This is a genomic window from Pseudomonas sp. lyk4-R2A-10 (assembly GCF_030209075.1).
Classification (GTDB): Bacteria; Pseudomonadota; Gammaproteobacteria; order Pseudomonadales; family Pseudomonadaceae; genus Aquipseudomonas; species Aquipseudomonas glycinae.
In genome coordinates this window covers 87,241-100,650 of record NZ_JARVSR010000008.1, presented here as the reverse complement: position 1 = coordinate 100,650, position 13,410 = coordinate 87,241, and the positions used below count along the sequence as shown (strand labels likewise).

Sequence of the window (13,410 nt, the reverse complement as noted above, 5' to 3'; positions counted from 1 at the left end):
CACGAACTCCGCTTACTTCTTCTTGGCTGGAGCTGCGCCTTTCGGTGCCAGCTCGTTGGTCATGTCGTCCAGCAACTTGTTGACCACCGGTACGGCGCTTTCCAGTTTGGCCTGGGTCATCTGAGCCGACTGCTGGGTCAGTTGCGGCATTTTTTCCAGGACTTTCTTGCCCAGTGGCGACTGGTAGAACGCGACCAGATCTTTCAATTCCTGCTCGCTGAAGTTGCTGGTGTAGAGCTTGACCATGTCCGGTTTCAGCTTGTTCCAGCCGATGGCCTGGTCCAGAGCGGCGTTGGCCTTGGCCTGGTAGGTATCCAGCACGGCTTTCTTGGATTCCGGCGCCTTGGTCTGTTCAAAACGCTGGGCAAACATCTGCTGCACCTGCATGTACACCGGAGTGCCCAGCTTGTCAGCGTGCGCCAGGGTCAGGAAAGTTTCGGCACTGGCGTTGTGGCTGGCGGTATCGGCAAGCACCTGGCCGCTGGCGCAGACCAGGGCAACCGCGGTGCAGATGGCACGAAGACGAGTCATCGAGTTTCCTTTTCAGCTAGGCGAGGTAAAACCCCAAGGGCGACCATTCTGCGCCTGAATAACGCTGCGGCTCAACCCCTGGCCCTTGCCGTGCTTGATTGGCGGGGGCCGGCGGGTCAACAATCGAAGGGATGGAACCACCCGGCGTGAGCCGGGCCTAAACTGCGCAAACAGACCAACAGGAGTGTGCACGATGAGCCGTATCGAAACCGACAGCCTGGGCCAGATCGAGGTCCCGGACGACGCTTACTGGGGCGCTCAGACGCAACGCTCGCTGATCAACTTCGCCATCGGTCAGGAACGCATGCCCTTGCCGGTACTGCACGCGCTGGCCCTGATCAAGAAAGCCGCGGCCCGGGTCAACGACCGCAACGGCGACCTGCCCGCCGACATTGCCCGCCTGATCGAACAGGCCGCCGACGAAGTGCTCGACGGCCAGCATGACGACCAGTTCCCGCTGGTGGTCTGGCAGACCGGCAGCGGCACGCAAAGCAACATGAACGTCAACGAAGTGATTGCCGGGCGCGCCAACGAACTGGCCGGCAACCCGCGCGGCGGCAAGACGCCGGTGCACCCCAACGATCACGTCAACCGCTCGCAGAGCTCCAACGACTGCTTCCCCACCGCCATGAGCATCGCCACCGCGCAAGCGGTGCAGACCCAACTGCTGCCAGCCATCGCCGAGCTGTCTGGCGGACTGGCCGAACTGTCGGCGCGGCACATGAAACTGGTGAAGACCGGTCGCACCCACATGATGGACGCCACGCCGATCACCTTTGGTCAGGAGCTTTCCGGATTCATAGCGCAGCTGGATTACGCCGAACGGGCGATTCGCGCGGCGTTGCCGGCGGTCTGCGAACTGGCGCAGGGCGGCACTGCCGTCGGCACCGGGCTCAACTCGCCCCACGGCTTCGGCGAAGCAATTGCCGCTGAACTGGCGGCGTTGTCCGGCCTGCCGTTCGTCACCGCGCCGAACAAGTTTGCCGCCCTTGCCGGTCATGAACCATTGACCACCCTTTCCGGCGCCCTGAAAACCCTCGCCGTGGCGCTGATGAAAATTGCAAACGATCTGCGCCTGCTGGGCTCCGGCCCACGAGCCGGGTTCGCCGAAGTGCGCCTGCCGGCCAACGAACCGGGCAGCTCGATCATGCCCGGCAAGGTCAACCCTACCCAGTGCGAGGCGTTGTCGATGCTGGCCTGTCAGGTGCTGGGCAACGACGTGGCGATCGGTTTCGCCGCCAGCCAGGGTCACCTGCAACTGAACGTGTTCAAACCGGTGATCATCCACAACCTGCTGCAATCGATCCGCCTGCTGGCTGATGGCTGCAGCAACTTCCAGCAGCATTGCATCGCCGGTCTTGAGCCGGATGCCGACGTCATGGCGAAACATCTGGAACGCGGCCTGATGCTGGTGACGGCGCTCAACCCGCACATCGGCTACGACAAGTCGGCGGAAATCGCCAAGAAAGCCTACAGCGAAGGCAAGACCCTGCGCGAAGCGGCGCTGGAGCTGGGTTATCTGACCGATGAAGAGTTCGATGCCTGGGTGCGGCCGGAGAACATGATCGAAGCCGGCGCCAAGGGCTGAGTCATACCGATCCTTCCCGTGCCCCGCACGGGAAGGTCATCCGACCAACAGTTTTGCCCGCCGGGCCTTGAGCCCGGCAATCAACGAAGGCCCCAGCGCCACCAGCGCCGAACCCAGCACCACCAGCACCGCCCCGCCATACCCCAGCAGATTGATTTGCTCGGCATGCACATATTCAGGCCACACCCCCGCCGCCACGGCCACCGCACCGAACGTCACCAACGGCGTGATCGCCAGCGTCGCACTGACCCGCGAAGCCTCCCAATGCGCCAGCGCCTCGGCAAACGCGCCGTAGGCGATCAGGGTGTTCATGCAGCACGCCAGCAGCAGCCAGCCCTGCAGCGGGTTCAGCGACAGTGCTTCGAGCGGATGCACCCAAGGCGTCAGCAACAGGGCGCAGAACAGGTAGATCACCATCATCACCTGCAGCGAATTCCACACGGTCAGCAGTTGTTTCTGGCCCAGCGCATAGAAGGTCCAGACGGTCGAGGCCAGCAGCACCAGCAACACACCAGCGGTGTAATCAGACAAAGACGTGAGCAATTCCGCCAGACGCTGATTGAAGAACAACGCAAAACCGATCAGCAGCACTGCCAGACCAATGCCCTGACCAATACTGAAGCGTTCCTTGAACACGAACAGGCTGGCGATCAGCAACATGATCGGCCCCATCTGCACCACCAGTTGCGCGGTGCCGGGGCTGAGCCGGTTCAGGCCCATCAGGTAAAGCACGTAGTTGCCCACCAACCCGAGCACCGCCATCAGCACCAGCCAGCCGCCCTTCGGTCCGAGCACCTTGCGACTCGGCAAGCGTTTGGTCGCCGCCAGATAAATGAACAGACAGCCGCCGGACACCAGCAGGCGAAACCAGGTCACCGTGACCGGGTCCATCACCACCAGCACCTGTTTGAGCTTGATCGGCAGGATTCCCCACAGAAATGCCGTCAATAACGCCAGGAACATGCCGTACACCCAACGACCCGATGAAACGTGCATGAGAACCCCAAGCGCCAGAGACAGGAGCGCTCATTCTAGGCGCACAGACCGACCCGACACAGGGACAGTTGCGCTCCAGCCGCAAATGAAACTGTGCAGGTCGCAGCAAAAAATTGACGACGGGCCGTTGATCGGCTGGCCGGGCAAGGTAAGTGGTTCAGGCATAAGCTGATTGGATCCTGCTCGGGACATCACCCACCAAGGAGACCCGTCATGTTAGGCATGCGCGCTCAGGACACCGCCCCCGCCACGCACTTTCGCAGCGACCGCGTGTGCCGGGTCAACGGCGAACTGTATTTCAGCACCCGGGAAAACACCCTCGAAGGGCCGTTCGACAGCCCCGAGAAAGCCGAGCAGGAAATCCGCGCGTACATCGCGCGGATGCGATTGATGGATTCCGGCAGGCCGGCCTAGCGTACGGCCTCAAACAACCCGGTCGCGCCCATCCCCCCGCCCACACACATGGTCACGATTCCGTAGCGCAGATTGCGCCGCTGCAACTCGCGCACCAGATGCCCGACCTGCCGTGACCCGGTCATGCCGAACGGGTGACCGATGGAAATCGAGCCACCGTTGACGTTGTACTTCTCGTTGTCGATTTCCAGCCGGTCACGGGCGTACAGGCACTGCGAGGCAAACGCTTCGTTCAATTCCCACAGATCGATGTCTGCTACCTGCAAGCCCTTGGCCTTGAGCAGCTTCGGCACCGAGAACACCGGGCCGATGCCCATTTCGTCCGGCTCGCAACCGGCCACGGTGAACCCCCGGAAAAACGCCTTCGGCTTGAGCCCCAGTTGCAGGGCTTTTTCCAGGCTCATCACCAGCGTCATCGAGGCGCCGTCGGACAACTGCGACGAGTTGCCGGCGGTCACCGACCCGTCCTCGGCGAACACCGGTTTCAACCCGGCGAGACTTTCATAGGTGGTGTCCGGGCGATTGCAGTCGTCGCGATCGACGATGCCGTCGAGGATCTGCACGTCACCGCTGTTCTTGTCTTCAACGCGGTACTTCACCGACATCGGCACGATTTCATCGTTGAACAGACCGGCTGCCTGCGCCTGGGCGGTGCGGATCTGACTTTGCAGCGAGTAACGATCCTGCGCCTCGCGGCTGACGCCATAACGGCGCGCCACCACTTCGGCAGTCTGGCCCATGGTGTAGTAGATGCCCGGCGTCTGCTGCTTGAGCAACGGGTTGATCAGGTGATCGGTGTTGACGCTTTTCAGGGTCAGGCTGATCGACTCGACGCCGCCGGCGACGATGATGTCGCTGCAACCCGACGCGATCTGGTTGGCGGCAATCGCAATCGCCTGCAAGCCCGAAGAGCAGAAACGGTTGAGAGTCATGCCCGCCGTGCCCGTGCCCAATTGCGAGAGCACCGCCACGTTACGGCCGATGTTGTAGCCCTGGGCGCCCTCGTTGGAGCCGGCGCCGACGATGCAATCCTCGACGCTGGCCGGGTCAATGTCGTTGCGCGAGAGCAACGCATTGACGCAATGGGCCGCCATGTCATCGGGACGGGTCTGGTTGAACTTGCCGCGAAAGGACTTGGCCAGGCCGGTCCGTACGCTGTCGACGATCACCACTTCACGCATGGCATACCTCATTGTTGCAATCGGTTGAGAGTGGACCGAGCATAAGTCCACCCGATCGCCGACCGCGACAATCATTCACCTCGCGTATGCGGGCCCATCGGTTCAGTCCTTGTGCTTTTTGGCTCGCTTGTCGGACTTCTCGAAAGCCTCTTCCAACGCGCGGTTGATCGTGCGCAGCACCTTGACCCGGGCCCAGCGCTTGTCATTGGCCTCGACCAACGTCCACGGCGCAATTTCGGTGCTGGTGCGGTCGACCATGTCGCCCACGGCGGCACGATAGGCATCCCACTTGTCGCGGTTGCGCCAGTCGTCTTCAGTGATCTTGAAGCGCTTGAACGGGATTTCTTCGCGCTCCTGGAACCGCTCCATCTGCGTGTCCTTGTCGATCGCCAGCCAGAACTTGACCACGATCACCCCGGCATCGGCCAGTTGCTCCTCAAAGTCATTGATCTCGCCATAGGCGCGCATCCAGTCGGCGGTGCTGCAAAAGCCCTCAACCCGCTCCACCAGCACCCGCCCGTACCACGAGCGGTCGAACACGGTGAATTTGCCCCGCGCCGGAATGTGCCGCCAGAACCGCCACAGATAAGGCTGCGCCCGCTCTTCTTCGGTCGGTGCGGCAATCGGCACGATGCTGTATTGGCGCGGATCGAGCGCCGCCGCGACCCGGCGAATCGAACCACCCTTGCCCGCCGCATCGTTACCTTCGAACACGGCCACCAGCGCATGCCGGCGCATGCGCTTGTCACGCATCAGGCCGGACAGCCGCGCCTGTTCGGTGATCAGTTGTTCTTCGTAGTCTTTCTTCTCAAGACGCTGGGTCAGGTCGAGGCTGTCGAGCAGGTTCAACTGGTCGACGGAAGTCCCCAGCGGTGCAGCGTTGACCTCATGGGGATGCACATCGGGACGCTTCAGCGCATTTTGCAGACCTTCGAGCAGGATCTTGCCGACCGTCAGGCTGCGGTAATACGGGTCGACCCCCTCGATGACATGCCACGGCGCGTAATCGCGACTGGTGCGGCGCAACACGCGCTCGCCGTACTTGACGAACTTGTCGTAGGTTTGCGACTGCTGCCAGTCCAGCGGACTGATGCGCCAGCTGTGCAGAGGGTCATCGGCCAGCGCCTTGAGCCGCGCTTTCATTTGTTTCTTGGACAGGTGGAACCAGAACTTGAAGATCAGCGCGCCTTCATCGCAGAACATCTTTTCCATGCGCTCGGCGCCGGCAATCGCCTGATCCAGACGCGGGTCCTTGAACAAGCCGTGTACCCTGCCCTGCAGCATCTGGCTGTACCAGTTGCCGAAGAAAATCCCCATCCGCCCCTTGGCCGGCAGCATCCGCCAGTAGCGCCAGGCTGGTGGCCGCGCCAGCTCTTCATCGGTCTGTTGATCGAAGGTGCGTACTTCGATCAGGCGCGGGTCCATCCACTCGTTGAGCAACTTCACCGTCTCGCCCTTGCCGGCGCCTTCGATACCGTTGATCAAAACGATCACCGGGAAACGCTTTTGCTGCTGCAACTCGAACTGGGCTTCAAGCAACGCTTCACGCAGGGCGGGCACGGCGGCTTCGTAGGTGTCTTTGTCGATGGCGTGACCGATTTCAGCGGATTCGAACATGGGACGGCTCCTTCCAGGATTCAGCAAGACTAGCGGATTGGGCTCTGACGCGGCACAGAAATTCCCGCCGGCGGCGGATTGTCCTTGAGTCATCTGTGGCAAGGTTTGCCATGGATCAAGCGCCGCCCGCGTGATCGGCTAGAATGGCCGCCTTGCCGTTGCCGAGCCTGCCATGAAACCTGTAATGCCCCACGCCCAACTCGACTGGGATGACCAGGGACGCCCGCGTTCGCGAGTGTTCGACGATGTGTATTTTTCCGACCAGTCGGGGCTGGATGAAACCCGCTACGTGTTCCTTGAACAGAACCGTCTGGCCGAGCGTTTTGCCGCGTTGTCGGCGGGTGGGCGACTGGTGATCGGTGAAACCGGCTTCGGCACCGGGCTGAATTTTCTCTGCGCCTGGCAGTTGTTCGAACAGCACGCGGTGGCCGGTGCGCGACTGCATTTTGTCAGCATCGAAAAATTTCCGTTGAGCCCTGCCGACCTGCAACGGGCGCTGGCGTTGTGGCCCGACCTGAAGCGATTCTCCGATCAGTTGCTCAAGCATTACGTGGCAATCCATCAGGGATTTCAGCGCATTGTTCTGGATAACGGGCGCATAACCCTGACCCTGTTGATCGGTGACGCGCTGGAGCAGTTGCCACAACTGGACGGCCAGATCGACGCCTGGTTTCTCGACGGTTTCGCGCCAGCGAAAAACCCCGAGATGTGGACCGCCGAACTGTTCGCCGAACTGGCCCGGCTGGCGGCACCCGGCTCGACCATCAGCACGTTTACCAGCACCGGTTGGGTGCGACGCCTGCTCAACGCCGCCGGCTTCAAGATGAAACGCACGCCGGGCATCGGCCACAAATGGGAAATCCTGCGCGGCGAATTTCTCGGCTGGCCCGAGGGTGTTGCGCCACCTGCGGCGGCAAAACCGTGGTTCGCCCGCCCGACACCGTTGACAGGTGACCGTCGAGCCCTGGTGATCGGCGCCGGTCTGGCCGGTTGTGCCACGGCGGCCAGCCTCGCGGCGCGGGGCTGGCAGGTCAGTCTGCTGGAACGGCATGACGCGGTGGCACAGGAAGCGTCGGGCAATCCGCAGGGCGTGCTGTATCTGAAACTGTCCGCCCATGGCACGGCACTTTCGCAGTTGATCGTCAGCGGTTTCGGCTACACCCGGCGCGTGCTGGAAACCTTGCAGCGTGGCACCGACTGGGATGATTGCGGGGTGCTGCAACTGGCGTTCAATGAGAAGGAGCGCGAGCGTCAGGCACAACTGGCAGCCGCGTTTCCCGAAGACCTGCTGCAATGGCTCGATCAACCCGAGGCACAGGCCCGCGCCGGAGTCGGTCTGGCTCACGGCGGTTTGTATTACCCCGAGGGTGGCTGGGTACATCCGCCGGCGTTGTGTCAGGCGCAATCGGCACAGCCGGGCGTCACACTGCTTCCCCATCAGGAAGCCGTCGAGCTACGCAAAGTGGGCGATCAATGGCAAGCCTTCGACGGTGAACGATTGATTGCAACAGCGCCCGTCGTGGTGCTGGCCGGTGCCGCCGAAATCAAGCGTTTTGCCCAAAGCGGCGAGCTGCCCCTCAAGCGCATTCGCGGGCAGATCACCCGCCTGGCGCAGACTGCGCAAAGCCAGGCGCTGGCCACTGTCGTGTGTGCCGAAGGTTATGTCGCACCGGCACGATGGGGCGAGCACACCCTCGGCGCCAGTTTCGACTTCAGCAGCGACGACCTGACCCCGACCACCGCCGAACACCTGGGCAATCTGGCGATGCTCGAAGAGATCTCCACCGATCTGGTCGCGCGCCTGCACGTCAGCGAGCGCGACGCCGAAAGTCTTCAGGGCCGGGCAGCCTTCCGTTGCACCAGCCCCGATTACCTGCCGATGGTCGGCCCGCTCGCCGACCGCGAAGCGTTTACCCGGATCTACGCCGCATTGAGCAAGGATGCACGGCAGGTGCCGGACATGCCTTGTCCCTGGCTCGACGGACTGTACGTCAACAGCGGTCATGGCTCCCGAGGTCTGATCACCGCACCCTTGTCCGGTGAACTGCTTGCGGCCTGGCTGGACAACGAACCGCTGCCCCTGCCCAGAAGTGTCGCAGAGGCGTGTCATCCGAACCGGTTTGCCTTGCGGCGACTGATCCGGGGCAAATGAGCGGATCATCGGGAGAATGATCAACCAGCGGGCAACACGCAGAGGTTGCCCTCCAGCAGCCGCAACACCTGGTCGGTCAGTTGCTCGAGCAAGGCGCTTTCCGTTCGCTCCTGTCGGGCGGCACACAGGTGCATCTCACTCAGGTAGTCGGCCGAGCTGAGTGTTTCAGCCTTCTCGAATAACGCCAGTGCTTCCTGTTGGTGAGGTGCGCGCGCATCGTCGAACTGCCGGGTAAAACTGCTTTTCACGTATTCACTCCAGAAGGGCTGGCGAACCAGAAACGCCAACCACTCGGAAGACAGCTCCGCGGTCTGGATTCGATTGATCGCCGCCACCAGATCCGCTCCTGTCACCTGCGCAAGCGAGGCATAACGCATGTGCGAAGGCTGCCCGGGCAGTTCAAGTGCCTGCGCCAGACCGGAGCGGTAAGCCAGCGTCACTTCCAGAGGATCAGCGGCCCCATGTGCCTGCGTATGTTCGGCTGCGATCCGGTCAATCTGCTCAAGCCGGAACAACCCTCGCGCCAGCTTCACGAGCGCCGCCGCAGAAGACCGTTGCCCCCTTGAGGCACGGGTCACATGGTGCACTTGCACCGCCACTTCCAGGTGGCTGAAGTTCAACGCCGCATTGTCCGTGCAATTGATCGGATTGGCCGCCAGATCGAAAATCTGCTCCCTCAGTTCGGTATCGGCCTGTGTCGCATCCAGCACCGTCCAGACCCGCCGGGTCATATCCTCGCGTACGCTGGCGGATTCGGCGGAATTGCCCAGTTCCGCCAGCAGACTGAACAGTCCTTCGGCCCTCGTATCATCCTTGATCGCGTTCCACGTCTGCAGATGCCGGGAGCCCTCCTCCCCTCCCGTTTCAGTCAGCCAGATCGAGCGGGCCTGGTTTTCGTCCAGTCGCGCGATATCGTTATCCAGATAGCCCATGCCGACTCCGAAGGTCTTCCGGTAGTCATCGAGGTGAATTCTGCTGGCAGCGGAAATCGGGTTGTGACGCAGATTGATGGTTTCACTGAAACGTCGGGGCGTTTCAAAAAGCCAGGCAGGCAGATCGCGTATTTCATTGTCACGCAGGTCCACCCAATCCAGGTTGGGTAGAAACTGCAGGCCTTCGGGCAGTTCTGTGGTGCGGGTATTGCGCAAGGAGAGGTGAGTCAACTCGAACAGACGACTGACATCCACTGTCGCCCCCAGGGGATTGCCACTCAGATTCAGGCTCTGCAGGGAGTACAACTTCGCCAGTTTCACCAGCGAATGCTCGGTCAATTGAATCCTGTTGTTGGCCAGGCTCAGTCGTTTGAGGTTGGGCATATGCGAAATGACCTCGGGCAACAAGGTCAGTTGATTACGGTCCAGTTCCAGCGATTCGACTTGCCTGAAGGCCTTGAGAAAGTAAGCGGCGTCGTTGTCCAGCTGCATGTCCCGCAGCGACAATTGCCTGACATGATCGAAATTCAGGCCGGTCGGCAAGGTCGGAAACTTGCCGAATTGCATGCCGTCGAGTTTCAGACCGTAGACGGGACGCTGAAAGTCATCAGGCAGGAAAACCAGACGTCGAAAACAGTCTTCGATTTCGAACGCCACGACCTGTCGACACTCGTGTACCTCATTCAGATCGCCGTCCAAGGCCTTCATGGCCGTTTCATCCTCGCTCCAGATGTCCAGAACTTCCTGCAGCCGGCGCAGATCCTCCTGCAACTGCCGAACCCGGATCGCCCTGGTCACTGGCTCGCTGCCCGCCTGGTCAAGAAACTCATCGGCTTGTACGTCAGTCATCAAGGGATAGAGTTTCTTCACTTTGCGCAGCAAACGTTGCGAATGCCTTGCCGGCCCGACGGGCGAATTGGCGAGCGTACACGCAGGCTCGGAAATCGCCGGTGGCATCCGACCGCCTGCCAACACCCGGGCACAGCCTTCACGCTCATCCAGAGCGCTTGCCAACAGTTTATGGCGCAAGCGCCAGCCATCTTCCGGCTTCGGCTGCGCAAATCCGATGGCCTTGCGCTGCCGCATTGGAAGGCCTTTGAGGATCGCGAGATAGACGTCCTCCGGTCCGGGCACCACTTTGCCGAGCGACTTCCTGTCGCTGCCGAACACTTCGTAACCATTGTCGAGTCGGACCAGCGTGCATGAATTCGAAGTCAAAAGCGGTTTCTCGCCTGACGTCTCCAGTACCTCACCGTTGAGTGTGTTGGCCCGCAGTTCAAGGTAGAACTCGGTATTCCAGCCAGCGAGCCGGGGTAACAGGCGCAGCGCCAGTTTCCTGGTATCGGCACTGGCGATGTCCGCCAGGTAAAAGCCGGCCAGCGCCCGATCCACACGGACATCGCTCAAGGCCTGACGGGCCCTCTGTGCCAGGCCCATGGGCACTCGCCCGGTGCTGCGCAGGTGCATCCGCTCGACAGTCGGCGTGCGCCTGAGCAATTCTCGCGCATACCGTACCGGCAGCCCGGGAAAGGCGCTGTGCAGCTTGACCGACTCACCGGCGAGAACACGATCGAACTGCCGGTACAGGTGCTCGAAAACCGAGCGACGATCAGCCTTGACCGCCGCCCCGATCACTTGCGCCAACTTGACGCTTGCATCAGCCGGGGCAATGTTCGCACCCACCAATGCTTCGGCTTCACTGGGGTAGATGCCGTCCAGAACGGTTTGCAGCAACTCGCCTTTTTCCAGTTGCTCATGGCTCACGACAATGCTCAGAGTGTCATCGTCAATTGACACGGGAGGATAGGTCGCGGTGAGACGGCCTTTTTCGTCCACGACCTTGATGTAGCGATCAGTCGGCCAGTTGGCGAGTTCGGGCAACGCGTGCAATTGCTCCTGAACATGACGGGCATCGGTTGCCTCGCCCCGTTCCATCGCGGAAACGAAATCACGCAATCTGCGTTCGATGCCAAAGCGCTCGATCATGTCGCGCAAACGCGGGGGCCAAGACAGATTGTCGTCACTCAGACGGTGCAACTCATCGAATCGAGTGTCGGTCAACCGCCGGATCATCTCCAGGCGACTGTCCTCGAACCTGCCCAGGCTCGGGTCGATGCGCCTGAGGGTGTAGGCACCGCTCCACTGCTCGCTTTCCTCCCAGGCATGGCGCCAGCCTCCATGTCGATGGGGCTTGAGTGGCGGAGCGTAAGCATCGGGACGGACAGGATGCCGGATACTCCAGGTATCGGAAGCCGGATCATGCACCACCTCATAGAAGCGTTGGTCGACACGGGCAAAAAACCTGTCGTCGCCCCGGTACAAGTCCATGACTTCAGAATCGGGGGCAGCCCCCACCGGTAAGGATTGTTCATATGCTTGCAGGTCCGGCTTCCACAACCGTGACTGCCCCTTCCCGTCGAGAATGGCAGTGAATGGCTGGAAGAAATCAGGATGTTTTCGAACCGTTCTGATCGCCAGGGATTTCAAGCCTTTGATGCCGGCCCCCACGACGGCCATCAGGACAAGGTTCTCGGCGACGCTCAGCAGGTGTGAAAACGCTTCCTGACGATCTCCCCGGCTCCAGTCATCGACGCCTTCATATACCTGGGCGAGCATCTGCCCGATGGCAACGCCCATCATCAACTCTCCCAGCACCGGTACGACAAAACCCGCTACGTTAGCCACCGTCATGCCGGCGTCCAGGTAATGCAGCAGTCGCGTCCTGCGCGCCTCCTCATCGACATCTTCAGTCGGTACAGCGAGCACACGGGCATCGAGTTGCAGCTTGCCGACATGACTCTTGAGCATGAACTCGAACAGCGGACCAGGCATCTCCAATTGCCTGACGTGCCCCAGGCTGCCGTTATCCGCGAAGGTCTTGAAAAAGTCGAGCCTGTCGCCTTCGCCGATGCAATGCGTGAAATAGCTTCTGTAGCTGCCCACCCTCAGCCTGAACTCAAGATACGCCATGAACGCCGTGAAACGGGTGTACTCGTAAAGGGGTTGATCCGGCTCTCCCGGCATGTACACCAGGCACCATTGTTCCGGGTCCAGCTCGACCGAAGACTCAGAGAACACCACCACACCCCAGATACAACTGCCGAGCAATTCGATCCCTTGCATGATCAGCGCACGCCCCTTGAACTGAAGGCTTCTGGCAGTGGCGACGCCACCGGCATCAATCAAGCGCTGTATCGTCTGCACCCCCTCCCGAGAGACGTGTTCCCTCAACATCGCCAGATGCAGGTCCAGTTGCAGCAGTTGTTTTTTCATTGCGGTGATGTCGAGAACCACGGGACCGGTGGCCGCCAGGTTTCCATCCACTTCCTTGACACCGAACACCTGCAGGAAGTGTTGCTGATACCGCTGCCCCAGGTTCAGCTCTCGACAAAAGGCGGCGAACGATGTGGGCGTCAGGCCAGGAACCCCGGCAGGCGCGCTGGAGATCCGTATCACACTGCCCTCGGGGAAATAATCGGGTTGCGCCTCGTCCTCCGTGAAGTTCTGCATCGCGGCCTCGAGCAGCGTGGGCGTGGCGAACGGAATGATCGCCGGACCGCCCCCCGGCGGGACCACGGGCTCGCATCCACAGTAATTGCCGGGCAATTGCAGATGATCTTTCTCGACATTGAACACTGCGGGCCATCGGGCGCTCAGAGCGCGGTTCAATACATCAATGCAAAAACTGTTCAGCGGTTGCAGCCGGTCAAGATGCGTCTCGACTTTCCACTGAATGGCCTGCAGATCACGCGCAGCCTTATCCAGCGCGGCCAGTGTGTCGGCACCGGTTTTGAGCAGCGCGGGAGGCAGGTTTTTCTGCAAGGCCTGGGCCGTGTCCAGATCGCCGGTGGCCTCCAGCAAAATGCTCAGTGTCTGTTCTTCCGTGAGGGTGGCCGGTGTCCCCGATAGCGGTGGAGTGGTCATGGGCAATATTCCTTTATTGCTATTGAGTCTCCCCACCCTAGCGATCCCGAGGGCGAATAAAAAACACGAAAACCT

Annotated in this window: 8 protein-coding genes; 3 read left to right on the top strand and 5 right to left on the bottom strand. The window is 61.2% G+C overall.

Annotated elements, in window-relative coordinates; all coding sequences use genetic code 11:
• Positions 1–12 precede the first annotated feature (12 nt).
• On the bottom strand, positions 13–531 hold the full coding sequence (locus tag QRN46_RS12000; RefSeq protein ID WP_011335385.1) for a DUF2059 domain-containing protein: 519 nt from the start codon (positions 529–531) through the stop codon (positions 13–15).
• A gap of 193 nt (positions 532–724) precedes the next feature.
• On the opposite strand from QRN46_RS12000, the gene QRN46_RS11995 reads away from it, so the two are divergent.
• Positions 725–2,119, top strand: coding sequence for a class II fumarate hydratase (locus QRN46_RS11995; RefSeq protein ID WP_011335386.1), 1,395 nt, complete (start codon positions 725–727; stop codon positions 2,117–2,119).
• A 36-nt stretch (positions 2,120–2,155) separates the two neighbouring features.
• Here QRN46_RS11995 and QRN46_RS11990 read toward each other — a convergent pair whose 3' ends face one another.
• The gene (locus QRN46_RS11990) at positions 2,156–3,115 is read right to left on the bottom strand and encodes a DMT family transporter (protein WP_011335387.1); all 960 of its coding nucleotides are present in this window, start codon (positions 3,113–3,115) and stop codon (positions 2,156–2,158) included.
• Between the two features lie 213 nt (positions 3,116–3,328).
• On the opposite strand from QRN46_RS11990, the gene QRN46_RS11985 reads away from it, so the two are divergent.
• Positions 3,329–3,529, top strand: a complete 201-nt coding sequence (locus QRN46_RS11985) for a DUF6316 family protein (protein WP_011335388.1) — start codon at positions 3,329–3,331, stop codon at positions 3,527–3,529.
• Here QRN46_RS11985 and QRN46_RS11980 read toward each other — a convergent pair.
• Together QRN46_RS11980 and pap are read right to left on the bottom strand one after the other, a co-directional pair.
• The gene (locus QRN46_RS11980; RefSeq protein WP_285354829.1) at positions 3,526–4,710 is read right to left on the bottom strand and encodes a thiolase family protein; all 1,185 of its coding nucleotides are present in this window, start codon (positions 4,708–4,710) and stop codon (positions 3,526–3,528) included. The two genes, QRN46_RS11985 and QRN46_RS11980, sit on opposite strands and share 4 nt — an antisense overlap.
• Positions 4,711–4,812: 102 nt before the next feature.
• The gene (gene pap / locus QRN46_RS11975) at positions 4,813–6,327 is read right to left on the bottom strand and encodes a polyphosphate:AMP phosphotransferase (protein ID WP_011335390.1); all 1,515 of its coding nucleotides are present in this window, start codon (positions 6,325–6,327) and stop codon (positions 4,813–4,815) included.
• Positions 6,328–6,499: 172 nt separating this feature from the next.
• On the opposite strand from pap, the gene mnmC reads away from it, so the two are divergent.
• Positions 6,500–8,479: a bifunctional tRNA (5-methylaminomethyl-2-thiouridine)(34)-methyltransferase MnmC2/FAD-dependent 5-carboxymethylaminomethyl-2-thiouridine(34) oxidoreductase MnmC1 gene (mnmC, locus tag QRN46_RS11970; RefSeq protein WP_201815746.1), complete on the top strand. Its 1,980-nt coding sequence runs from the start codon at positions 6,500–6,502 to the stop codon at positions 8,477–8,479.
• 20 nt (positions 8,480–8,499) lie between these two features.
• Here mnmC and QRN46_RS11965 read toward each other — a convergent pair whose 3' ends face one another.
• Positions 8,500–13,335: an NEL-type E3 ubiquitin ligase domain-containing protein gene (locus tag QRN46_RS11965; RefSeq protein ID WP_285354824.1), complete on the bottom strand. Its 4,836-nt coding sequence runs from the start codon at positions 13,333–13,335 to the stop codon at positions 8,500–8,502.
• Positions 13,336–13,410 lie beyond the last annotated feature (75 nt).

What these genes read in the sequence shown, in the direction of transcription:
- QRN46_RS12000 (WP_011335385.1), bottom strand. Translation starts at nt 531, where the DNA reads ATGACTCGTCTTCGTGCCATCTGCACCGCGGTTGCCCTGGTCTGCGCC.
- QRN46_RS11995 (WP_011335386.1), top strand. Translation starts at nt 725, where the DNA reads ATGAGCCGTATCGAAACCGACAGCCTGGGCCAGATCGAGGTCCCGGAC.
- QRN46_RS11990 (WP_011335387.1), bottom strand. Translation starts at nt 3,115, where the DNA reads ATGCACGTTTCATCGGGTCGTTGGGTGTACGGCATGTTCCTGGCGTTA.
- QRN46_RS11985 (WP_011335388.1), top strand. Translation starts at nt 3,329, where the DNA reads ATGTTAGGCATGCGCGCTCAGGACACCGCCCCCGCCACGCACTTTCGC.
- QRN46_RS11980 (WP_285354829.1), bottom strand. Translation starts at nt 4,710, where the DNA reads ATGCGTGAAGTGGTGATCGTCGACAGCGTACGGACCGGCCTGGCCAAG.
- pap (WP_011335390.1), bottom strand. Translation starts at nt 6,327, where the DNA reads ATGTTCGAATCCGCTGAAATCGGTCACGCCATCGACAAAGACACCTAC.
- mnmC (WP_201815746.1), top strand. Translation starts at nt 6,500, where the DNA reads ATGAAACCTGTAATGCCCCACGCCCAACTCGACTGGGATGACCAGGGA.
- QRN46_RS11965 (WP_285354824.1), bottom strand. Translation starts at nt 13,335, where the DNA reads ATGACCACTCCACCGCTATCGGGGACACCGGCCACCCTCACGGAAGAA.